Here is a 24,012-nt window from a genome sequence, read left to right on the forward strand (position 1 = left end):
CCTTAATTTATTGAAAGAAACGGTTTTCTTTGTGAAAAAAGCGCTTGTATTTAGGTGCGCCTAAAAATTATTTGCATTTTCTTAAACTATCCCTTATACTGATTTTAAGGCAAACCTAAAAAGGAGGAATTTCATGAGAAAAAGCTTTAACTTAGCTGTTCAAGCGTTAACCGTTCAATATCAAGGACGGACCGCTTTAAATAATATCCACGTTACTATTCCCTCCGGTAAAATTACTGGAATTATCGGACCAAATGGTGCTGGAAAGTCAACATTTATTAAAGGGTTATTAGGCTTGATTAAAACAAAGGAACGTGATGTTTTGTTAAATAATCAAGCGATTGACCAACAAAAAACAACCATTGCCTATGTAGAACAACGTAGCGCCTTGGATCTTAGTTTCCCAATTAGCGTTTTTGAAACGGTCTTGCTAGGAACCTATCCAAACTTGGGACTATTAAAACGCCCAGGAAAGAAAGAAAAGCAAGCAGCCATGGCTGCATTAAAAATGGTGCAATTAGAAGACTATGCGCAACGCCAGATTGGCGAACTTTCTGGTGGCCAATTACAACGTGTGTTTATCGCCCGTGTTTTGGCCCAAGGTGCTGAGGTGATTTTTTTAGATGAACCTTTCGTCGGCATTGATATGTCTAGTGAAAAAGTGATTATGGATATTCTTAAATCATTAAAAAATCAAGGTAAAATGATTATCATTGTTCACCATGATTTGCACAAAGTGTCCCACTATTTTGATGAATTAATCGTTTTGAAAAACCGGCTAATTGCTGCGGGTCCTGTTGAACAAACATTTACTGCAGAAACGCTCCAAGAAGCATACGGTGATTTGTTAGGTGATTTATTAATACAGGGGGTTGCAAAATGATTGCTGCATTTATTGATGGTTTATTCCGTTATCAATTTTTACAAAATGCCCTTTTGACGTCTGTAATTGTCGGACTCATTTCAGGGGTAATTGGTTCATTCATTATTTTACGTGGGATGTCTTTGATGGGTGATGCGATTTCCCATGCTGTTTTACCAGGGGTCGCTGTTTCTTATATGTTTGGTTTCAATTATATTTTTGGCGCTTCTATTTTTGGCTTATTAGCTGCATTATCGATCGGCTTTATTACCCAAAAAAGTCCACTAAAAAATGATACTGCCATTGGTGTTGTCTTTAGTTCTTTTTTTGCTTTAGGGATTATTTTTATCTCTTTTGCAAAAAGTTCCACCGATTTATATCATATTCTGTTTGGAAATGTATTAGCGGTCGCAGATACCGATATTTTAATTACTTGTGTCGTCGGCGTGATTGTTTTGATTTTTGTGGCATTGTTTTATAAAGAGTTGCAACTCACTTCTTTTGATCCCACAATGGCTCAGGCTTATGGTTTAAATATTCAATTTTTCCACTATGCATTGATGTTTTTACTAACATTAGTCGCTGTTTCTTCTTTGCAAACCGTCGGAACTATTTTAGTCATTGCCATGCTGATTACACCAGCGGCAACAGCTTATCTATTAACAAATCACTTACCGACAATGATTGGCTTAGCCTCTACTTTTGGGATTTTAAGTTCAGTGATTGGCCTATTCTTCAGTTATTCTTATAACTTAGCTTCTGGTGCGACGATTGTTTTAACCGCCGCCTTATTCTTTTTATTGGCTTTCTTTTTCTCACCAAAGAAAGGCCTAGTATTTGTAAACCGTGAGAAAGAAATGGAGGAATCAACGAATGAAAAAATTTAGTTTATTTTTTTTAACACTTTTAGCAGGGTTAACGTTAGCTGCTTGCGGGAATCAAGCCGCTGAAAAGAAAGAAAAATTAGCAATTGTGACAACGAACTCGATCCTATCTGATTTAGTGAAAAATGTTGGGCAAGACAAAATTGAGCTGCATAGTATTGTGCCAATTGGGACAGACCCTCACGAATATGAACCGTTACCAGAAGACATTGCGAAAGCTTCTGAAGCGGACATTTTATTCTTTAACGGCTTGAACTTAGAAACAGGCGGAAATGGCTGGTTTAACAAATTAATGAAAACGGCCAAAAAAGTTGAGAATAAAGATTACTTTTCTACAAGTAAAAATGTTACGCCACAATATTTAACAAGTGCCGGTCAAGAACAAACAGAAGATCCGCATGCTTGGTTAGACATTGAAAATGGCATCAAATATGTAGAAAACATTCGTGACGTGTTAGTAGAAAAAGATCCAAAAAATAAAGATTTCTATACAGAAAACGCGAAAAATTATACCGAAAAACTTAGCAAACTACATGAGGAAGCCAAAGCTAAATTTGCTGATATTCCTGATGATAAAAAATTATTAGTTACAAGTGAAGGTGCCTTTAAATATTTCTCCAAAGCTTATGATTTAAATGCCGCTTATATTTGGGAAATTAACACAGAAAGTCAAGGAACACCTGAACAAATGACCACGATTATTGATACCATTAAGAAATCAAAAGCACCTGTGTTATTTGTTGAAACCAGTGTCGATAAACGTAGTATGGAACGGGTCTCAAAAGAAGTGAAACGACCAATTTACGATACACTTTTCACAGACTCCCTTGCCAAAGAAGGAACAGAAGGCGATACGTACTACAGCATGATGAACTGGAATTTAACAAAAATCCATGATGGCTTAATGAGTAAATAAATAATAAAGAAGAAAGAACCAAGTTGACTCCCCCTCAACTTGGTTCTTTCTTCTTTATTTAACTAATTCCTCAATATCAATTACTCGATCCACAATTTCTTCATAAAAATCTGCTTCATGGGAAACCAGAAAAACCGTTCCTGGATAAACGTGAATTGCTTCTTGTAAACTTTTTTTGGCCGCTTCATCAATATGATTGGTTGGCTCATCTAAAAATAACAAATTACTTGTTTGCATCATTAGTTCCGCTAGTTTTACTTTTGTTTGCTCACCACCACTTAACAGGGCTAGCGACTGCATTGCTAACTTATCTGGTAAACCTGCTCTAGCCAAATGACTTCTTCGCTCTTTAATCGTTGTATCTGGAAAACGATCTGATAAATAGTCTAGTGGCGTTAACTGCTCATTAGGCCACGCTAAGTCTTGGGTAAAATAAGCAATTTTTGTATTCAGCGGATAATGAAATTCTCCATCTAATGAAGGAATCACTTTCGTCAACGTTTTAATTAATGTTGATTTGCCAATCCCATTAAAGCCTTTCAATGCGACTTTTTCACCGACATGAACCATTAAATCTAACGGTTCTAACAAAGGTTCCCGATAGCCGACAACTAACTTCTGGGTCGTTAGTGCTTGCGTTGCAACTAACCCTTGATAAGGAAATTCAATCGCTGGCTTAGTCAAGGAACCAGGCGGAGTCAATCGTTCCAACCGGTCCAATTGTTTTTGTCGACTTTTAGCCATCGTTGCTCGATTTCCAGCTTTGTATTTACGAATATAGGCTTCCATTTTTTCAATTTTTTCTTGTTGGGCCTGATACTGTTTCAAATAGGTTTGTTTATTCTGCTCTTTTTGTGCAAAAGATTTTTCTACATTTCCAGTATATTTGGTTAACTTGCCAAACTCAATGTCTGCGATGCAATTCGTCACTTCATTTAAAAATTGATAATCATGGGAGACTAATAGAAAGCTTCCTTCAAAATTATTCAGATAGCGAACAAGCCATTGAATATGTGTATCATCTAAATAGTTGGTGGGTTCATCTAAAAGTAACACATCAGGGGCCTCTAACAATAATTTTGCTAAAATCACTTTTGAACGTTGACCACCGCTTAGCTCCCCTAACTTTTTATCCAAACCAATTGCTTGTAGTCCTAACCCATTGGCTAAATCCTGAATAATCGTGTCGATTTGGTAAAAATTACTTTCATCTAAATCTGTTTGTAACTTGCCTGCTTGTTCTAAAAGTTTTTCCGAAGCCGTTTGACTGTATTCTTCATAAAGTTTTGTCAGTTTCGCTTCTTTATCAAAAAGTTCTTGAAAGGCTTGTTTCAAAAAATCAACCATCGTTAGTGATTGTTCTACAGAAACATGCTGATCCAAGTACCCAATCTTGCAATTTTTTTGCCACTGAATCGTTCCTTCGTCTGGCAATACTTCCCCCGTTAAAATTTTAATTAAGGTGGATTTGCCGACACCATTTTGGCCAGTTAAGCCTAAATGATCCCCTTTATTCACTTGCAATGAAGCCTCTTCATACAAGACCTTTTCGCCAAATCGATGCGTTAAATGTTCAATAGTTAAAATACTCATTTTCGTCACTTCTTTCTTGTTAACTGATTATTTTGGGACAACAAAAAAAGAACCACGTCTGCACGTCGTCCATCCTGACAGAAATCCCGACAACCGCTTGTACGTACACTCAAATAAGACTAGCTTTTCTAGTCAAAAAATGTGCTATCAAGCGATGAAGAAATTAATTGCTCGGCTCCACAACAGTGCTTCATCTGTTCTTAAACTATCGGGAGCTACTTTTCTTGTTAATTTATCAGTTAAAACAAAAAACATGTGAATCACCTTTCTTATGCTTGTATTCTACCATAGTATGACAAGAAAGCAAGCCACGTTGGTTTATAACGAAAGGAGCCCACAAACAATCATTTTGTCGGCTCCCTATCCCTATTATTCTGATAAATAGTTTAATGCATAGCGTACGTGGTACTCTGCTGCTAAAAGTAAGGCACGTTCATCAATATCAAATTGTTCATGATGGTGTCCAAAATGAGTAGCAGGATTTTCAGGGTTTCGTGAACCGACCCGTCCATAGATACCAGGAATTACCGCTAAGTAATCAGCAAAATCATCCGCCCCTAAACTTTTAGGATGATCGGTCACAACATTTTCAAAACCAACAATTTCACTGGCTACCTGCTGTGCACGGTTGGTTGCTTGTTCTTCATTAATTAATGGATTCGCTGCTGCATAAACAGAAAAATCAGCAATTTCTGTGCGATGAGACTGGGCAATTTCATGGGCAATTTCTTCGACTCGTTGTAAAACAAATTGGCGCGTTTCCTGACTAAATGTTCGAACAGTACCTTCAATGGTTGCCTGGTTTGCTACAATATTATAGCGTGTTCCTGCTTGTAAAACGCCAATTCCTACTACGACAGAATCTAAAGGATCAATCTCGCGAGCTACAATTTTTTGTAATTCCACAACGATACTGGCCGCTGCTAAAACAGCATCCCGGCCATTCTGTGGTTGGGCGACGTGACTACTTTGACCACTGACTTCAATTTTAAAAATATCACAAGAGGCGTTGGTGGCGCCTTTGGTAGCGACTAATTTTCCGACCGGCACACTAGAATCTAAATGAATCCCAAACACTTGGTCGATTGCTTCTAAATAATTTCCTTCCACAAATTGTCGAGCGCCTGCACCAATTTCTTCAGCTGGCTGGAAGGCCAGTTTAATCGTTCCTGAAAAGGTATCCTGATGTTTTTTGAGCACTTTAGCTGCACCTAGCAATGCTGCCGCATGACCATCGTGTCCACAAGCATGATTGAGTCCTGGATTTTTAGAAGCATAGGCAGCACCTGTTGCATCTGGCAATTCCAACGCATCAATATCTGCACGTAACAAAATCGTTTTGCCAGCGCCAAGACTTCCTTCAATGGTTGCTAAAACACCCGTTTCCCCTACTTCTACAAAAGGAATAGCTAAGGCTAGTAGTTCTTTTTTAATTCGCTTAATCGTTTCATATTCTTTTAAACTTGCTTCAGGGTATTGATGAAAATGACGTCTTAAATGGATTATCCATTCCTTTTCTGTAGCAATAGCTTCTTGGATTGTTTGAATCGTTGTTGTACTCATTATAAATGCCTCCTTTATTTTTTACCAAATGTTTCCCAGGCCGGAACATTGGCGCCTTTTGATGTTTCCGCAATGACCTTTTTCGTTTCTTCTTGTTGATATTCTTCTACAACTTTTTGATAAAGTTTATTCTCTTGATCTTCTTCTCGAGCCACGACAATGTTCACATAAGGTTTCGCTTTTTCGTTTACAGGTTCTAAGAAAATAGCATCTTTATCTGGTGTATACCCAGCATCGACAGCCATGCCGCTATTAATCACTGAAGCATCGACATCTTGTAAAGCACGCGCCGTTTGCGTAGCATCTAATTCAGTTATTTTCAATTGGCGTTTATTTTCAGTAATATCACTGACAGTCGGTAATTGCTGTTTCGCAGGATCAACTTTTATCAGTCCTGCAGTTTGTAATAAAATTAACGCCCGCCCACCATTCGTTGGGTCATTAGGAATAGCAATTTCTCCGCCGTCTTTAATTTTCGTGATATCTTTCAATTTATTAGCGTAAATTCCCAATGGTGCATTGACTGTATTGCCAATTGATACTAATTTCGTCCCATGTTCTTTATTGTAATTGTCTAAAAAGATTTGATGCTGAAAGGCATTTAAATCAATTTCTTTTTCTGCTAATGCTGCATTTGGTTGCGTATAGTCTGTAAATTCTACCAATTGTAGATCAATATTTTTCTTTTTCAAACGGTCTTTGACCGATTCCCATTCATCATTTTTTGTTCCTACAACCCCTAGTTTAACGGTTTCTTCCTTAGTATCCTTCGCAGACCCCGATGCACAACCTGCAATCGTAAAAGCTAATACCCCAATAAGTCCAATTAATTTACTAAATTTTTTCATTTGTCATTTCTCCTTTTTTCTAATGTGATGTTTTTTTGATTAATTGATTACTAATGGCTTGACTGATAAATACCATAATTAAAATAATTAACGTGGCCATAAATGTCACATCGGTTTGAAACCGATTGTATCCTCGAGTAATCGCTAAGTTGCCCAGACCACCGGCTCCAATCGCTCCTGCCATGGCTGTTAATCCAATCAAATTAATAATTGTCACTGCTGAAACACGAATAATACTTGGTAACCCTTCAATTAAATAAACCCGAAAAATAATCCCTAAGGGACTCGTCCCCATTGCTTCTGCCGCTTCAATAACGCCAGGATCCACTTCTAATAACGCATTTTCAATTTGGCGCGCGAAGAACGGAATTACGCCAATAACTAATGGGACTAACGCTGCGGTTGTACCAATTGTCGTTCCTGCCAAAATTCGTGTTAATGGTTGAATCAGTGCGAGCATAATAATGAAAGGAATAGAGCGGCAAACATTAATAATTTTTTCTAAGACACTATACAGGGGTGGATTTTTCAAAACACCACTGGGGCCAGTACTGACAAGCACGACACCCAACAAGACTCCTAACACACCAGCAATCAATGCTGTCCAAAAAACCATGTATAATGTTTCCCATGTACTTTGAAGAAACTCTTGTTTTAATTGGACAACATTCGGAAAATATTTCTCAAATAATTGATACATTCTCAGTTCACTCCTTTTTTAAATCACCTGTAAATTCTGCTTTTGCTTCGTTTGCTGATAGGTTTTCAAAACATTGGTTCGCACGCCTTGTTTCGCTAAATAAGTAAGGGCTTGTTGACGCTGGGCCTCATCACCAGAAAGCACCACAATTAAATGGCCAATAGGAACATTTTGAACAATTTCGACATTGCCGTAAAGGATATTCGTATACACCTGATATTGGCTATACAATTGTGCAATTAATGGCTCATTCGTTTGATCCCCCACATAAGAAAATTCAATTAATTCTTGATTTTTATCTAAATCAGCTAATTTAGGATGTTCAAGAATTGTTGTTAATGCTTGGTCAATATGAGTTGCTGTCCGAATAAAATCTTTTGTTAAAGGTTGTTGGGGTTGACTAAAAATCGAAACAATATCGTTTGATTCGACAACGCAGCCATTTTCCATCACCGCGACTTTATTACAAATTTCTTTAACCACTTGCATTTCATGGGTGATTAAGACAATCGTCAAGTTCAGTTCTTGATTTAACTTTTTTAACAAAGCTAAAATCTGTCCCGTTGTTTTTGGATCTAACGCACTCGTCGCTTCATCACAAAGTAAAATTTCAGGATCATTTGCTAAAGCGCGGGCAATCGCAACCCGCTGTTTTTGCCCTCCTGATAGTTGACTGGGGTAAGCGTCCCGTTTTTCACTTAGTCCAACTAGCTCTAATAAATGGCTGATTTTTTGACGCCGTTCACTTTTACTTAGCCCAGAATATTTTAATGAAAAATCGATATTACTAAATATAGTCCGCTCTTTCATCAAATTAAAATGTTGAAAAATCATTCCAATCTTTTTTCGTTGTTGTCGTAATTCCTTTTTAGAAAAAGTTAAAATATTTTCTTTGTTAATAATAACGGTGCCCGCTGTTGGTCGTTGCAATAAATTAATTACCCGTACTAGCGTACTTTTTCCAGCACCGGAATAACCAACGATTCCGTAGATATCCCCTTTATCAATTGTCAAAGAAACATCTTGGACAGCCTGAATTTCTTGTTTTTTTTGTTGAAATGTCACACTGATATTTTTTAGTTCAATCATTCTTTATCCCCCTTCATTCTTACCAACCTGCATTTTTTCATAAAAAAGAAAAAAGCATCCTCAACGACACAACTCGAGTTGTATCGTTGAGGACGCTTTTTTGCGTGTTACCACCTCATGTTCAGAACTTGCTCACACAAATTCCCTTTTCAAGTACGGAACAATATGTTCGATACCCTAGCTCGATAACGGGAGCCCCCGTCGCCGCCTTGTGTTTAACACTCGGAGCGCTTGCTCAATAGCCATTTTCCAAAACGTCTTTGTCACCTATTCTCAGCTACCTAGGCTCTCTGTTAGACAAATCAAGTCTTGTACTTACTATATCACTGCTTTTTTATTTCTATTCATTTTAAACTGATTTTCGTTTATTTTCAAAATCAAACAGACTAGAGTTACTACCCCTTCAAGCATCGAGTAATCGCAGATAATAGCTACTCTCTCTCTTTGCATCAGTCGTAGTGCTCAACAGGATTTGACTGTGACGAGAATCGTAGGAACACTTTCGTGCAAATGACACAACTTGCCCTTCGGTCACCTTGTACTGTTCATCACTCACAAAGGCCATCCTGCGTCGAGTAATCGCAGACATCATCTGCTCTGTCGCTTCGCGCCAGTCGTAGTGATTCACAGCAAAAAGCCCTTCACTAGCGTTTTGCTAGTAAAGGGCGAATGATTCGCGGTACCACCTTTTTTTGAAATATAACTGATTCTTTATATCTCATCTCTTATCCAAGTCTTTATTAACTTGGTGCACATGGTAACGGGTGCTTAGCCGAAATTGCTTACTTATCAGCAATTTATTCTCAGAGGCCATCTTCAACTTTTCTGAACCTTGTCCCTTTTCACCAATCAGGACTCTCTTTTGAAGGTCATCAAAATTTACTCTTCTCTTCAACGAATGAATAGTTATCTGTGATGTTGATTTACACTTTACTAGAGAAAAAAGAGATTGTCAACAGTTTTTCTTAGAAAAAAATCATTTTTCTTTTTTTACGAAAGAGCAATTGACAAACTTTCGTCTATACGTTATTCTATTTCTTGTGCACGAGATTTGTACGATTTTTCAAAAGGAACTTTGACGATTACTCGTCGCAGTGTAGCCTTTGAAAATGAACTCTATGGGTTTCACTTCGTTGCAATCCTCGAGTTAGTTTAGCCTTTGAAAGTGCCGCCTTAGCTCAGTTGGTAGAGCACCACCATGGTAAGGTGGGGGTCGCCGGTTCAAGCCCGGCAGGTGGCTTTTTGGTAAAATCCCAACTCTTTAATAAAGAGTTGGGATTTTTTTGTTTTGCCTACCCTTAGTGTTCTGTCAAGATGAGAAAATAACAAAAGCAATTTCTTCATTCCACTCGTTATGGTATATTTTAATTGTTAAATAATTATTGGAGTGGAGTACAATGATGAAACAATTACCTACAGAATCAAAAAAATTTGATTTAAAGAATTGGTGTATTGAAAATAAAGCCTATCTTCTATTGATCATTTTAATTTATCAAGTGGCAGTTTTATCCATCGGCATTATCAATTTCCCTTACTTAGATGATAATGCTCGCCAAGTCGCTGGAATGACAGATTTTGGTACGACTTACGCACGTTGGGGCAGTGAATTTCTCTCATGGTTTGTTCAAGGAAGTCGTCATTTGACAGATCTGGGCTTGACCACACCGATTCTAACAGGTCTTATCTTATCTCTCACAAGCATACTGGCAATTTATATCATCAATGACCAAAAAATTAGCTGGGGTTCCTCTTTAGTAGCTACTTTAATTGGCCTCAATCCTTGGTTCCTCCAATGTCTTAGTTTCAGGTTTGATAGTCCCTATATGACATTGAGTATTTTTTGTTCGTTTCTTCCTTTTTATTGGTGGCAGCGTAATTCTTTTACGTTTTTCTTGGTTTCTGTTTTTTCACTGTTTGTTATGTTTAATACTTACCAAGCCTCGTCAGGAATTTATATAGTTATCGTCTTATTCCTTACTTTCAAGCAGTTACTTGCTGGAGAAAATTTCATTGCTCTTTGCAAAAAAGTCGCACTTGCTGCTATCGCTTATCTACTTTCTATAGTCAGCTACCTTATCGAGTTAAAATTTGTACCTTCCGCAACAAACAACATTGGGGGCAGTCAGGCCTTACCAAGTTTGCACGATATTCCCAGTGTGGCTTATCAAAATAGTTACCATTATTTTTCAGAGCTATTGAACCAGAGTAATCGTTTATGGCTTTTATTACTGCTCCTACTGCTTGTTTTATTTTTTATTAGTCATCTATCAAATAGCAAAATCAACTTAGGCTTAAGTTTCCTTTATTGTATCTTGTATTTAGGACTTGCTTCTCTCTTAAGTTTTGGCATTTTTATTGTCTATTCAAGAAATATCGCAGGTGATGCGCCTCGCTATATTTACGGATTTGCTGTTTTCGTTACAATCAGCATGTTAAGTTTATTTAACAATCGACAAGTGAAAGCAATTTATCTAACTTCGTTACTTGTGGCCAGCTTGTTATCTTATTATATTTTATCGTTTGTTTTGGTGTATTCTTCCACATTAAACTATCAAAAAGAAGCATTCAATCGCCAAGCAGCTGTTTTAACAGATGATTTAAAAAATGTTGTAACAAACGAACGAAAAAAAGTTTATTTAAATACGTTTTTCAAAAATTCAACTGTTTATGCTAATACAAGTCGAAACTACCCAATTCTTTCAAAAATTGTGCCACCAAATGACGGTCTATACTTCCCTAATTACGTTTGGTTCAATACTTCATCGAATTTAGGATTAGAGATGGCACCACTGACCGATACGGATATGTCTAAAAATCAAAAAGTAGTAAGTAATCACTTTTATGACATTTATACAAACAACAAAGAAATATTTGTGTTTATGAAATAATTTGTTCCATCCAAAAACACTTCTTTTGCAATAAACGTGACTGTATGGTTTGATTAAGATGGATTAAGTATTCTTTTCGGTAAAGCTAGTACTTCCTGAAACTTGCTTATTTCCCATTTTTCTTATGAAGTAACAAAATTTTTGAGAAAAAACAGCTCGTTTTCTATGTTATGATAGAGAAGTGAAAATCACCAGAAAGGTTGTTGCGGACTATGAGAACTCGTCAGAAAAAATTATTTTTATTTTCAATGATTTTATGGTTAGTTGAATTTTTAATTACACGGATTTCTGATTCTTTTCCAGGAGCAACGCCATTGTTCGTTGTGATTTGCTTGATTCAAGGAATTCTTTTTACTTATTTCTGTCTTGCTTTTTTCTATTATCCGCAATAATCAGTCAAGAAAAGCAATTAGAGCAGATTCAGCAAATTTCTGAAACCGAAAAAATGGCACGTCCTCGCTTTTAGGACGTGCCATTTTTTAAAGCATTATTTGTGTAAATGCCGTTCGTATCGCCTGTTGAACTTTTTGAACAGCATCGATTTGATGGCCTTTTGCTTCAGTCAATTCTTTTTCAATATATTCAGGATAATAGGTTGCCAAATAACCCCAGACCCAGATAGTTGGATCTGAAATAACCGTCTCTGCTAATGGATACAAATAGGCAAGATGCAACCGAATTTCTTCTTCCAAATGCTGCAGCATAATTGGATCATCATTTTCTAAACGATTCCTAAGTTCAGTACAAATTTCGGAATAGATCGGCGTATTTAACGGTCCAGTTTTTCCTTCTAGTAAGACTGTCTGAGGCTGATTGTCATACCAAAGAAAAGTCAGTGGTTCTGAAAATTGCAACAGTGCTAATTCTTCAATGAACCATTCCCGAGCAAAATAACTAAGTGCTTGGTTCATAACTAAATCTTTTGCGACTTCCACAAATACTGGTTTAGGCAAATATAAACTGGTTTTAATGTTCGCTAATTGTTGATAAACGGGCAATTGATCGCTTACTAACAAGTTCCTTTTAATTGCTTGAATTTGCTGCGTTTCTAATTGTTGATACGCCTCTTCCACTTGCATTAATTGCTGTTCTAACGTTTTTTGTTGTGCTAGCGTTATTTTTTTAGTTTGAAGTAATTGCTTCAATAAAATATACCCTTCAATAAAGCGACGACTTTGACTATAAATTTGCATATAAATTGCCGCTGTTTCAAGGTTCTCAAAATAAGTCTCTTGGAACGCTTCTGCCAATGCTAGTGCTTCGTCAGCTTCACCCATTTCCAACAATAATTGGACAATTTTTTGGTTTACTGGCGGCGTTTGTTGTAGCTGATAGGCTTGTTGAAAATTTTCTAAAGCGGCGATCTGATTATGTTCTACAAGTGCTTCTTCTCCTTGTGCAATAAAACGTTCATAGTTTTTTGGAAATTCATGAATGGTACTCATATCTAACCTCCTTTATTTCTTATTTAAAGCAGATGAGCCTGGGACAAAAATCACTTTGGATTTTTGCTCCAGGCTCAAAACCTGATAACCGGCGGGAACAGAACCAACACTACGCGTTGCTCGGAGCTATACACTTCTGTCCCGACCTCGATTTTAACTATTCAAACGGACTTTTTTAGTAAAGATTACGAATAATAATTGCCGTTTCTAGGTCGCCCTCAGCGTTCATTTTCTCCGCCTTTTCTTCTAAACTATAGCCAGCAAAACTTTCGTTTGTTAAAACATCTGCTACTGTAAATTTAGCAACTTTTTCAATACTGACTGCATCTGGGGCTACTTCTTGCACGCTATCCCAGCCTGTATCAATAAAGACTTTTGTATCTTCTGTAATCGCTTCGTTTGCTTCTAACACCTGCATAATTTCTTTTAACTGTGCATACGTCATAACCTCGACTTGATTTTCCATTTAAACGCCTCACTTTGCCATTCCTTTTTAAGGATTGGGTTTTAATTTTAGACTTTTTCTTTAATTGTTTTTAATGCGTGATATAAGGCATATTTCATTGGTTTGGCTTTCCATTGGAAATTGCCCATTAATTCTTCGACATGACCGCCAAAGGATTGTTTGAATTTAAGAACCCCATCACTTCCATCAAAGACACCGTCAACGCCATAAAAATTATATTTGGGAATGTTATTTTCTACTGTGTAAGTTAACATTTTATGTTGAATTAAATACGGTGCATAGTATTGTTTATATTTTTCATACGTACCACTAAACAAGTAAACAACTTCTTGTGGATGAACAATGAATAAGGCACCTGCTAAAATTTCAGGTTCATCTGATGTTTTCATTTCTTTAGCCTCGTCAATCCGTTTGCGCACGGTACGAACTTCATCTTCAAATTCACGTTTCTGGTTATTTTTTTTACGGCTTTTAGGATTGGCAATTAACGCTTCATTGACTTCGTTGAGCGTCTCTTGTAATTTGCGTAATTTCTCATGAAGATTTTCTAAATAAGTAGCAAAGTTTAGTTCCGCCACCATAAATTTTGCTCGTTCGCCAAACTCTTCATAAACAGCTTGGTAATAAGCTAAATCCTTATCTTCAAAATTACGTCGTGCACTTGTTTCTTCCGTTAATTTCTTAAAGAGAGGTAGCTCTTCGTAACGAAGTTCTCGGGTTGTTACTCCATATTCCCATGTTTTCTTGATGTCATATTTAGCATCTTTTCCATAAGATTTCCAGAGCTCTTCTTCTGTTAATCCAGCCATATCTTTAACAAACAGCCAACGTGGCGCGCCATCAAAATTGTGCACATCAAACCCTTGGTGTTCAAAACCAATTGATGTGAAATAGTCAAATGTTTCTTGATTGACCTTTTCAACTTCACCGCCATTAAAATCACGTAAACAAATTTGTTTATTTGGAGTAAAGGTTAAATAAAGGCCATCATTTTTTTTCACATATTTTTTTAAGCCTGTGAAAAAGGCTTCTACACATTTTTTATCTGTATAATCCATCAAAATTCCGCCGTCAATGTCGAAAGCATAACCAATTTTGACTTTTTTCTTGCTTAGGATACACGCAGCAATTAGTTGGCCTTCTCGTTTGACGCCAACGTATTCACAATGCCAGCCACGTCGTTCCAATAAATGTTTCATTTCGGGTGTTTCTAAAAAGTTACCTGCAGGATGTGTCATTGCAAAGGTAGTAAATTCTTGTTCAGTTAATGTACTAAACTGATCCATATCAAACAACTCACAATCTTTTTTTGTTAAATAAATTAGCACTTTTCAGCTTAACCTACTTTTTGCTTTCTTTCAAACAAAGTTACCTCACTGGCTAATTCTTATTTTTCGGTTCTTATTAATTATATCTAATTTTGCTAAAATGCAAACAGTTTTCAACGGAAAAAAAGAATTTCTTTGGAATCTTTCATTTTTGACTGAATATCTTTCTTTTATAAAAAATATCTGAGACAAAAATCTAAAGTGATTTTTGTCTCAGATATTAAAACTCATGAAAACCCGTTAAACATATTTCTCTCAGGTTCTTGATTTACTCAACAGTTACACTTTTGGCTAAGTTCCTTGGTTTATCAACATCGTAGCCTCTTTGTAAGGTTGCATAGTACGCTAATAATTGGCCTGGAACAATGCTAACTAAGGCAGAAAGTAACGGATGAACATCTGGAATAATCAGTTGGTCCTGTGGTTTTGCCAAGGATTCCAAGGCAATCACAATATTTCTTGCTCCACGACTTTCGACTTCCTTTAAATTGCCTCTTGTATGGGCTGCGACTTTGGCATCTGTCACAATCCCAATCACAGGTGTTCCTTCTTCAATTAAGGCAATCGTTCCATGCTTCAATTCACCTGCCGCAAAGCCTTCTGCTTGAATGTAGGAAATTTCTTTCAACTTCAAGGCCGCTTCCATCGACACATAATAGTCGACTCCTCGCCCGATATAGAAGGCATTTCGAGTATACGTCAGATAATCTTCCACTAAGGCTTTCATTTGTTGTTTTTCATCAATCAAGGTTTCCATGACAGCTGCTACCACGCTCAATTCGTGAGCCACATCAAATGAGACGGCTGCTAATGTTTGGCGTTCTTCGCCAATTGCTTTTGCTAAAATAGCTAAGACAGCGATTTGAGCAGTATAAGCTTTGGTGGAAGCGACAGCAATTTCTGGTCCTGCGTATAATAACAAGGTATCGTCCGCTTCACGTGATAATGTTGAGCCAGCAACATTTGTTAATGTAAGTGATGGATGCCCTAATTCATTAACCTGTACCAGTACTTGGCGACTATCCGCCGTTTCACCACTTTGACTTAAGAAAATGAAGAACGGTTTTTCAGATAAAATAGGCATGTTGTAGCCAAATTCGCTTGATAAATGAACTTCCACAGGAATACTGGCAATCGTTTCAATTAAAGATTTTCCGACCCAACCTGCATTATAACTTGTCCCACAAGCAATAATGTAAATTCGGTCACATTGATTAATTTTTTCAAGTAACGCCTCATCTAAAGTCACTTTTTCACCTTGAGTATACGCTTGAACAATTTTGCGCATCACTGCAGGTTGTTCATCAATTTCTTTGAGCATATAAAACGGATATGTTCCTTTTTCAATGTCATTTAAATCTAATTGCGCTTCAAAAGGTTCTCGGTTGATTACTTGTCCTTCTGGCGTTTCGATTACTACTTTGTCCGCTGTAACAGTTACAATTTCACCATCAACAATCTCAACAAATTGATTGGTTTCTTTAATCATCGCCATCGCGTCACTACAAATAACATTAAAGCCTTCACCTAGACCGATAAGTAACGGGCTTTTATTTTTCGCTACGTAGATAGTATTGGGGTCCATTTTATCCATTAATGCAAAAGCGTATGAACCTTTAATTTCGGCTAAAGCCGCTTTAAAAGCATCTTTTGTTGAAAAACCATTTTCAGCAAAATGAGCAATTAATTGAACGACGATTTCAGTATCTGTATCACCAATTAAGTGAGCACCACTTAAAAATTGTTCTTTTAATTCTTCAAAGTTTTCAATGACACCATTATGCACTAATGCAAAGCGTTGATCGCTTGAAACATGGGGATGTGCATTGGCGACAGTTGGTTCGCCATGAGTGGCCCAACGAGTATGACCAATACCAACTGTTCCATCGATTTCTGGCGTTAATTTTGCTGCTAAATCGGCAATGCCCCCAACTGCCTTAACTACATGGGGCTGTTGGCTTTGATCATTCACACAAATCCCAGCAGAATCATAACCTCTATATTCCAATTTTGTTAATCCTTGAATCAAACTTTCCGTGACATTTTCTTTTCCAATCATTCCGACAATTCCACACATAATGCTAATTCCTACTTTCCAATTGAAATTCTGTATTTACTAGGTCCTGTTTAACTAGCAAATCCCATTATATGTTTCTACCTGCGTGATAACCGCTTTGTTCTAACTTCACAATTAGTTTTTCTTTGTTATCTGTAGAGTGCAGTCCCTAGAGCCACCCGCCGAATCTTCGATAAGCTCTCTCCTCGTCACCTGAACGTTCAGGTCTGGCGCTATCCGATATTGGTCTATATACCTCCTTTGTAAATATATTCCGTAGAAACATAAACAATCATACAATTAAAAGTAGGTACTTGTCAACAAAAATCTAAAAACCGAAAATTGGTCTAGTTCTTTAAAGTTGTAAAAAAAAGAATCTAGTACACTCATAGTAAGCGAAAGTACTAGATTCTTAATAATAAAAAAATATCCGTTCTATTTATAGAACCTTATCAATTTGTTATTTATTGGAATGGATTATAAAACCGGCCACCATTCACATGGAACAACCAGAAACTGATTCCTAATAAGCATAAGGCAAGTATCATTACCGAAAAATCACGCAGATGAAAAGGTTGTTGCGCATACCACGTTCGATTTTTCTTTTGACCAAAACGCCTTAATTCCATAGCGGTACTCACAGTTTCAATTCGATCTAAACTAGATAGGATTAAGGGTAAAACGATTTGTGCTACGCCTTTGATTCGTTGGCCTAACCGTCCCTTTTTAGACATCTCATAACCTCGCGCTTGTTGTGCTAAAGAAATATTAAAAAAATCTTCTTGGATATCGGGAATATAACGAATAGCCAGCGCTACTGCATAACTAATCCGATAACTCACACCAATTCGATTCAGGCTGGAGGCAAATTCACTAGGATTTGTTGTTAATAAAAAGATTAATGCCAACGGAATCGTACAGAAATATTTTAAAACTAAATTAAATTCATAAAATAATTCTTCTTGTGTCAAAGTAAACCGTCCGATTCCTTCCCAAATCACGGTACGTGATTGATATAAATCAACCCCATATTCAGGTGCAAAAAGGTAAACCGTTAAGATATTTAACAAAGAAAAAATAGCAATAAATTTAATAACAAAAGATATTTGATGCCATTTAATATTTGATAATTTTAACAAAACAAGCGAAACCACAGACATTCCTAACAGATAACGAGTATCATACGTGGTCATACAAGCCACAGAGACAACGATTAAAAAGACTAATTTGCTTGTGCCGTTTAAGCGATGAATCCAGGTTGAATCAGGATGATAGCCTAACATTTGTCGTTCACTCATCCAAAACGCACCTCACGATCGTAAGCAACAAATTTTTCCGTAAATAGCAAGGGATTTTCCAAGCCTAACGCTTTAGCAAAGGTAAACAAGCTCGTTTCTTTTAAAGAAGCTGCTTGAATTAATTTTTCATCTGTTAAAACAGCAACTGGAGTCGCATCTGCTAGTAAACGTCCATCACAAACTACTAACGCACGTGTTGTATATTCCAACATTAAGTGCATATCGTGAGTGATCATTAAAATAGTCACACCTAAGCGGTTCAATTCTTCTAAAAATGTCATCATTTCTGTATAATGTTTAAAATCTTGTCCAGCTGTTGGTTCATCTAAAATTAATAATTCAGGTTCTAAAACTAAGATTGATGCAATAGTTACCCGTTTTTTCTGCCCAAAACTCAACGCAGAAATCGGCCAGTTCCGGAAGGGATACAGCCCACAAATATGTAAAATATTCGTCACACGTTCCTCAATTTCTGCTTGTGGCACATCTCGTAAAACTAATCCTAAAGCTACTTCTTCAAAAATCATTTTTTTAGAAATCATTTGATTGGGATTTTGCATCACATAACCAATTTTATCTGCACGTTCTTTGATTGAATAATTGGAAAAATCCTGTCCTTCCCATAAAATCTTGCCCGATTGAGGCGTGATGAACCCGCAAATTATTTTAGAAAGTGTAGACTTCCCGGCACCATTTTTTCCTACAATGCTGATCATTTCTCCATGATGAATAGTTACTGAGAAGTCATCTAACACTTTTTCACCGTGACGATCATATTGATAGGACACTTGTTCCAAACGTAATAGTTCAGCTCCTTTGACTGCACTAACTGAACTAGGTTGGACAGACCACTGTGTCATTTTAGGCAAAACCGTTTCGCCTGACACTTCGGCTAATTTGTCTAAATGACTAACTTGTGTTAAATCAATCCCAGCATATTTCATGGCTGTAACGTACAGAGGTTCACGAATCCCTTGTTGGGTCAACGTATCTTGACGTAACAATTCATCTGGCGTTGTATCAGAAATAATTGCGCCCTCATTCATGACAATAATTCGATCAACTGATTCGCAAAGAACGTCCTCTAAGCGATGTTCTATTATTAAAACAGTCGCTTTTGTTTCTTGTTGAATGGTGTCAATCAAAGTCATTGTTTCTTGTCCCGCTCGTGGGTCAAGATTAGCCAAAGGTTCATCAAAAAGTAAAATTTTTGATTGGTTAATTAGAACGCCCGCCATAGATACACGTTGTTTTTGACCACCTGACAAATCTTGTGGACGGTGTTGCAATAACTGATTCAGTTCAACAATCTCGGACCATTTGTGGACCGCTTTTTTCATTTCTGCTTGTTCAACTGCATCGTTTTCTAAAGCAAAAGCAATATCCTCAGCAACCGTTAAACCGATAAACTGCCCATCGGTATCTTGCAAAACAGTTCCTACATCAAAAGACAAATCAAATAGACTTGTTTCTTGGATATTTTTACCAGCAACCGTAGCTGTTCCTTGAATCTCACCTTCATAAATATTGGGAATTAACCCGTTGATACATTGCGCCAATGTTGATTTACCACTACCACTAGGCCCAACGATTAAAACCTTTTCTCCTTCATAGATGGTTAATTGAATCCCCTTTAATGTCGGTTCAGATTGGCTATGATATTGAAAGGAAAAATTATTAAAAGTAATGATTGGTTTTTTCATTCGGCCTCACCTCAGTTTCTCCATAAAAGAAAGGGTCTGAGCATTAGCAAAGTAATTACTAGGGCAGACCCTTAACCATTTAAATTATTTCGACAGTTTCTTAATCTTTTGATAAACTGCCTTTCTTTGTTCTTGTTGATGCATAAGCTTTCATCAACAATGTTCCAATAATCCCCACAGCGACAATATTTGAAACAGTCGCGAATACGCCTTGTGTAAACACTTTACTTGCGGGTTCACTATAAATCAAAATATCCAAGCTAGGCGCGATTAAGCCCCAAACGACGATATTGCCAAAGGCTTGGAAAATATTGAAACGCACCATGTCATTTGTTGTAAATTCACCATGTTGAAGATCCATTTTACGACCAGCGAAGCCAAAAATAATACCAATAATTCCTGAACAAATAATCCAGCTCCACCAAGCGCTACCATACGTGGTAAAATCTTTTAATGTGTGACCGATCAAACCAATTAGCCCTCCAGCTACTGGTCCAAAAACAACTGACATTAAAGCAAGAAATGGATACGACGTTTCTAAGTTCGTATTAGGAATCCCAGTTGGAATTACAACGAATCGACCTAAAATAACAAAAACTGCAGAGCCAATTCCAATTGCTACAATTGTCTTGACGGACATTTTTTCTTTCATTTCGCTCCTCCATTCTATAACTCCATTGATTTACAGCCGCTCCCTTCTTGATTTTATCAAATAAAAAAAGAAGATACGCGGTGCATCTTACTTCTAAAATAGTACCCTTTTAACCGCTCTATGTCAATGATAGACGGAGCTTATTAGCTATTTTCTTTTTTTGATTTCCAACAAAGAAACCAGACACTTAACGCAAGCTAGCATTAAGTGTCTGGTTTCTAATTGGTTCTTATTCAACGCCGATTTCTGCACGTACTACTTCGGCAATTTTATCAACGTAATAATCAACTTTTTCTTGTGTCGGCGCTTCAGCCATCACACGTAACAATGGTTCTGTTCCAGAAGGACGAACCAAAATACGACCTTCGCCATTCATTTCTGCTTCTGCTTGTTCGACAACTGCTTTGATTGCCGGAACTTCCATTGCACCATTTTTATCTGTGACACGAATATTGACTAATTTTTGTGGATAAATCGTCACTTCATCCGCTAATTCAGATAATTTTTTGCCCGTTTGCTTCATAACATTCAACAATTGAATCCCTGAAAGCATGCCATCACCTGTTGTGTTGTAATCTAAAAAGATCATGTGACCAGATTGTTCGCCACCAAAATTGTAATCATTTTTACGCATTTCTTCTACAACATAGCGATCACCCACTTGCGTTACCACATCTTTTAAGCCAATTTCTTCTACAGCTTTATGGAAACCTAGATTACTCATCACCGTTGTAACGATTGTATCTTTTTTCAAACGTTTTTTCTCAGCTAAATATTTAGCACAAATATACATGATTTTATCACCATCGATAATTCGTCCTAATTCATCGACTGCAATAATTCTATCGCCGTCGCCATCGAAAGCCAAACCAGCATCTGCGCCTTTTTCAACAACCATTTCTGCCAAAGCTTCAGGATGAGTGGAACCCACACCATCATTGATATTCAATCCATTAGGACTTGTTCCCATTGTATAGAAATCTGTCTCTAAATCCGCGAAGACACGATTGACTGCTGTTGCAGTTGCTCCGTTGGCCGCATCTAAACAAACAGTCATATCTGCTAAATCGCCAGGAATACTTTGAACTAAAAATTGCGAATATTTTAGTAAGCCTTCTGGAAATTCATCTAATGAGCCTAAGCCTTCTGCAGAAGGTCTTGGTAAGGTGTCTTCTTCTGCATCTAACAATGCTTCAATTTCTGCTTCTTGATCGTCTACTAATTTGAAGCCATCTGCCCCAAAAAACTTAATCCCATTGTCTTCCGCAGGATTATGTGAAGCTGAAATCATTACGCCAGCGGATGCTTTTTGTAAACGAGTTAGATATGCTACACCAGGTGTTGAAATCACCCCTAATTGGAAAACTTCAATCCCGACTGATAATAACCCAGCAATCAATGCTTGTTCCAACATCTCACCTGAAATACGTGTATCGCGGCCCACGAGAACACGAGGTTTTCTTGAACTATCTTCATGTTGACTCAACACATAACCACCGTAACGCCCTAATTTAAAAGCTAATTCAGGTGTTAACTCCTTATTTGCAATTCCTCTTACACCATCTGTTCCAAAATATTTACCCATTTTGATTCTCCTTAGTCACTTGATTCTCTGTATTTTCAGTTGAACCAGCAGTTGTACTTTCTACTGTTGATCCCTCACTTGTTGTTTCAGAAGTATTTGATTCTACTTGACTGGATGTACTTGGTTGTACTGCTTGGCTACCTGAGCCAACCGTTGTTGAACTTGCAGGTTCCTCTGAAGTTTCATTTGTATTTGATGACTGTTGTTGATTGTACACGGGGCTCAAAGAAACGTCAACCTCATCTGGTGTAACTACGTATTCTCCATTAACGGGAATAGTCACTGATTGTTTTGTTTCTTTGCGAATATCAGAAATATCTACCGGTACCTCAATTGATTCTAGCGTATCTAAAATTGATTGCGGACCACTGACCCTAACTTGGTACGTTGATAAACTATAATTGTAATGAGCGATCCCAGCTGGTGGCGTACCTGTCATACTAACATTCAGTGGTACATCTTTTGTTGGCGCAGTTAAGCCTACTGTTACTTTGACTTGTGGTGCTGGATTTTCGATACTTAGGACTTGACCTTTGGCATCTAGCGCTTGAACATTTACCGTTTGTTTAATCGTATCAATTGTTTGTTTGGCACTTGAGACTGGCGCAATCACTTTGTCAATTGCTTTCGCTGTTTCTTCTCCAGTTGTTACTTCTACAGTTTTTGGATCTACAGAAATATTTTTTACTTTGTAGCCTTCTTTTTCAATGTTATCAGAAAGTTGTGCTTCTACATCGAATTTTTTTGTTACTCTCTTTTCAATCGTTACAGTCACTGTTTTCGGTTCAATTTCAGCTGTAACAGCTGAACTTAGTCCCCGAACTGTCAAAGGCACTTCCGAAGTCCCTAATGGCAATTTGGTTAAGTCTGCGACCACTTGGAAATTTCGTGTGTCAGCATTTGATTCCATGTTTAATTGAATGCGGTTCGCACTACGTAAATGAACATTTACACTCTCTTCAAATCCAGAGACATAATATTTGTCTTTATCGTATTGGACTTGGACAGGAATATTATTCAATGTTTCACTATACGTTTGGCTTGAACCTGAATTGGAGGGATTATTGCCTGTTGCATTGGCATTAAAAAATAACAACAATGCAAACAGCAATGAAAGCAAACCATTAAACCAGCTTTTTTGGGAGGCTTTTCTCATTTGCGTTTAACCCCCTTTGTTACATCATCGATAAAATGCTGCAAAGCACTTTTTTTATCTTCCGATGATTCCGAAATTAACTCCTTACGCAAAATTGTTAAATACTCTTCTTGCGTTAGACCAGGAATTAATTCATTGTTCAATGTCAAACTAACGTCACCAGTTTCTTCAGAAACAACAATCGTAATGGCGTCACTGACTTCACTGATACCGACTGCGGCTCTATGGCGCGTTCCAAATTCTTTTGGAATTAAATTGCTTTCTGATAGCGGTAAATACGCACTAGCAACAGCAATTTTTTCATTTTTGATAATCACTGCACCATCATGTAGTGGTGTATTTGGAATGAAAATATTAATCAGTAATTCACCAGTAATATCGGCATCCAAATCAATACCTGTCTCAATGTATTCATCTAAACCGGTATTGCGTTCAATGGTTATCAAAGCACCAATTTTCCGTTTTGACATGTACTGAATGGCTTTGTCAAAGGCCTGAATAATACGCTCATCTTCTTGTTGCACACCTTTATTCGGGCGGAAAAACGAACTTCTCCCTAGATGTTCCAGCCCTCTTCGCACTTCTGGTTGAAAAATAACAACCGCGGCGATTACACCATACATGATGACTTGATTCATTAACCAAGATAATGTATGTAGACCAATTATCTCACTTAGAATGCGGATAATGATAAAAACAGCGACACCTTTTAATAGTTGGACTGCTTTTGTTCCACGAACAAGCATGATTAATTTGTAAACGAGGTACCATACGACTAGGATATCTATGATATTGATAACAAAATCCTTAGATAAGAAATCCGTTGAGATGACTTGCTGCCAATAATTCAAATCTAATAATTGATTCAATTGAAACGACATCATACCCCTCACTTCTCTCTCAAGATTTCCTAACAAGTATACCACATTATTTTCTTTCATCACAGAACGCAAGCGGAAACATCAAAAAAATTTAGGAAC

General features: G+C 37.2%; 20 protein-coding genes, 1 tRNA gene and 2 other annotated features. Of the genes, 6 read left to right on the plus strand and 15 right to left on the minus strand.

Annotated elements, in window-relative coordinates:
- Nucleotides 1-133: 133 nt before the first annotated feature.
- From IGK72_RS08770 to IGK72_RS08780, 3 genes are read left to right on the plus strand one after another with little or no spacing between them, the layout of a single operon-like run.
- Entirely contained in the window at nucleotides 134-883 is a 750-nt protein-coding gene (locus IGK72_RS08770; RefSeq protein ID WP_002360005.1) for a metal ABC transporter ATP-binding protein, read from the plus strand.
- A complete protein-coding gene (locus tag IGK72_RS08775) occupies nucleotides 880-1,749 on the plus strand; it encodes a metal ABC transporter permease (protein WP_002369145.1) in 870 nt (289 codons plus the stop codon). Before IGK72_RS08770 ends, IGK72_RS08775 begins: the two co-directional genes overlap by 4 nt.
- Nucleotides 1,736-2,662: a metal ABC transporter substrate-binding protein gene (locus IGK72_RS08780; RefSeq protein ID WP_002356954.1), complete on the plus strand. Its 927-nt coding sequence runs from the start codon at nucleotides 1,736-1,738 to the stop codon at nucleotides 2,660-2,662. The genes IGK72_RS08775 and IGK72_RS08780 overlap by 14 nt, the downstream gene beginning before the upstream one ends.
- A gap of 54 nt (nucleotides 2,663-2,716) precedes the next feature.
- Here the strand turns inward: IGK72_RS08780 and IGK72_RS08785 are convergent, their stop codons facing one another.
- The 5 genes from IGK72_RS08785 to IGK72_RS08805 form a co-directional block, all read right to left on the minus strand.
- A complete protein-coding gene (locus IGK72_RS08785) occupies nucleotides 2,717-4,255 on the minus strand; it encodes an ABC-F family ATP-binding cassette domain-containing protein (RefSeq protein ID WP_002362078.1) in 1,539 nt (512 codons plus the stop codon).
- 369 nt (nucleotides 4,256-4,624) lie between these two features.
- A complete protein-coding gene (locus tag IGK72_RS08790; RefSeq protein WP_016627598.1) occupies nucleotides 4,625-5,818 on the minus strand; it encodes an amidohydrolase in 1,194 nt (397 codons plus the stop codon).
- Between the two features lie 14 nt (nucleotides 5,819-5,832).
- Complete coding sequence (locus IGK72_RS08795; protein WP_002356950.1) at nucleotides 5,833-6,666, minus strand: MetQ/NlpA family ABC transporter substrate-binding protein; 834 nt, start codon at nucleotides 6,664-6,666, stop codon at nucleotides 5,833-5,835.
- A gap of 19 nt (nucleotides 6,667-6,685) precedes the next feature.
- Nucleotides 6,686-7,366 carry a methionine ABC transporter permease gene (locus IGK72_RS08800; RefSeq protein ID WP_002359998.1) on the minus strand — a complete coding sequence of 227 codons (681 nt, stop codon included), beginning with the start codon at nucleotides 7,364-7,366 and terminating at the stop codon, nucleotides 6,686-6,688.
- A gap of 18 nt (nucleotides 7,367-7,384) precedes the next feature.
- Nucleotides 7,385-8,455, minus strand: coding sequence for a methionine ABC transporter ATP-binding protein (locus IGK72_RS08805; protein WP_002356948.1), 1,071 nt, complete (start codon nucleotides 8,453-8,455; stop codon nucleotides 7,385-7,387).
- 85 nt (nucleotides 8,456-8,540) lie between these two features.
- Nucleotides 8,541-8,791 (minus strand) — a binding site (T-box leader).
- A gap of 322 nt (nucleotides 8,792-9,113) precedes the next feature.
- Nucleotides 9,114-9,359 (minus strand) — a binding site (T-box leader).
- Nucleotides 9,360-9,622: 263 nt separating this feature from the next.
- On the opposite strand from IGK72_RS08805, the gene IGK72_RS08810 reads away from it, so the two are divergent.
- From IGK72_RS08810 to IGK72_RS08820, 3 genes are all read left to right on the plus strand, one after another.
- A tRNA-Thr gene (locus IGK72_RS08810) sits at nucleotides 9,623-9,695 on the plus strand.
- Nucleotides 9,696-9,852: 157 nt separating this feature from the next.
- Nucleotides 9,853-11,343: a glucosyltransferase domain-containing protein gene (locus IGK72_RS08815; RefSeq protein WP_430608780.1), complete on the plus strand. Its 1,491-nt coding sequence runs from the start codon at nucleotides 9,853-9,855 to the stop codon at nucleotides 11,341-11,343.
- A 212-nt stretch (nucleotides 11,344-11,555) separates the two neighbouring features.
- Complete coding sequence (locus tag IGK72_RS08820; RefSeq protein ID WP_002383739.1) at nucleotides 11,556-11,735, plus strand: hypothetical protein; 180 nt, start codon at nucleotides 11,556-11,558, stop codon at nucleotides 11,733-11,735.
- Between the two features lie 87 nt (nucleotides 11,736-11,822).
- Here the strand turns inward: IGK72_RS08820 and IGK72_RS08825 are convergent, their stop codons facing one another.
- From IGK72_RS08825 to cdaA, 10 genes are all read right to left on the minus strand, one after another.
- Nucleotides 11,823-12,788: a hypothetical protein gene (locus IGK72_RS08825; protein ID WP_002378492.1), complete on the minus strand. Its 966-nt coding sequence runs from the start codon at nucleotides 12,786-12,788 to the stop codon at nucleotides 11,823-11,825.
- A gap of 175 nt (nucleotides 12,789-12,963) precedes the next feature.
- A complete protein-coding gene (locus IGK72_RS08830; RefSeq protein WP_002356942.1) occupies nucleotides 12,964-13,254 on the minus strand; it encodes a hypothetical protein in 291 nt (96 codons plus the stop codon).
- A gap of 47 nt (nucleotides 13,255-13,301) precedes the next feature.
- Nucleotides 13,302-14,540 (minus strand): aminoacyltransferase, encoded by a 1,239-nt coding sequence (locus tag IGK72_RS08835; RefSeq protein ID WP_002362084.1) that lies wholly within the window; start codon nucleotides 14,538-14,540, stop codon nucleotides 13,302-13,304.
- Nucleotides 14,541-14,850: 310 nt separating this feature from the next.
- Nucleotides 14,851-16,659 carry a glutamine--fructose-6-phosphate transaminase (isomerizing) gene (gene glmS / locus IGK72_RS08840; protein WP_002381698.1) on the minus strand — a complete coding sequence of 603 codons (1,809 nt, stop codon included), beginning with the start codon at nucleotides 16,657-16,659 and terminating at the stop codon, nucleotides 14,851-14,853.
- Nucleotides 16,660-17,102: 443 nt separating this feature from the next.
- On the minus strand, nucleotides 17,103-17,936 hold the full coding sequence (locus IGK72_RS08845) for an energy-coupling factor transporter transmembrane component T family protein (RefSeq protein ID WP_002356939.1): 834 nt from the start codon (nucleotides 17,934-17,936) through the stop codon (nucleotides 17,103-17,105).
- Nucleotides 17,933-19,639, minus strand: coding sequence for an ABC transporter ATP-binding protein (locus IGK72_RS08850; RefSeq protein WP_002356938.1), 1,707 nt, complete (start codon nucleotides 19,637-19,639; stop codon nucleotides 17,933-17,935). The genes IGK72_RS08845 and IGK72_RS08850 overlap by 4 nt, the downstream gene beginning before the upstream one ends.
- Before the next feature lie 100 nt (nucleotides 19,640-19,739).
- Nucleotides 19,740-20,291 carry an ECF-type riboflavin transporter substrate-binding protein gene (locus IGK72_RS08855; RefSeq protein WP_002356937.1) on the minus strand — a complete coding sequence of 184 codons (552 nt, stop codon included), beginning with the start codon at nucleotides 20,289-20,291 and terminating at the stop codon, nucleotides 19,740-19,742.
- Nucleotides 20,292-20,520: 229 nt separating this feature from the next.
- Nucleotides 20,521-21,876 (minus strand): phosphoglucosamine mutase, encoded by a 1,356-nt coding sequence (gene glmM / locus IGK72_RS08860; RefSeq protein WP_002356936.1) that lies wholly within the window; start codon nucleotides 21,874-21,876, stop codon nucleotides 20,521-20,523.
- The gene (locus IGK72_RS08865; RefSeq protein WP_002356934.1) at nucleotides 21,869-23,032 is read right to left on the minus strand and encodes a CdaR family protein; all 1,164 of its coding nucleotides are present in this window, start codon (nucleotides 23,030-23,032) and stop codon (nucleotides 21,869-21,871) included. The genes glmM and IGK72_RS08865 overlap by 8 nt, the downstream gene beginning before the upstream one ends.
- Nucleotides 23,029-23,913 (minus strand): diadenylate cyclase CdaA, encoded by an 885-nt coding sequence (gene cdaA, locus IGK72_RS08870; protein WP_430608922.1) that lies wholly within the window; start codon nucleotides 23,911-23,913, stop codon nucleotides 23,029-23,031. The genes IGK72_RS08865 and cdaA overlap by 4 nt, the downstream gene beginning before the upstream one ends.
- Nucleotides 23,914-24,012 lie beyond the last annotated feature (99 nt).

The organism is Enterococcus sp. DIV0183, assembly GCF_050541505.1.
Lineage (GTDB): Bacteria > Bacillota > Bacilli > Lactobacillales > Enterococcaceae > Enterococcus > Enterococcus faecalis.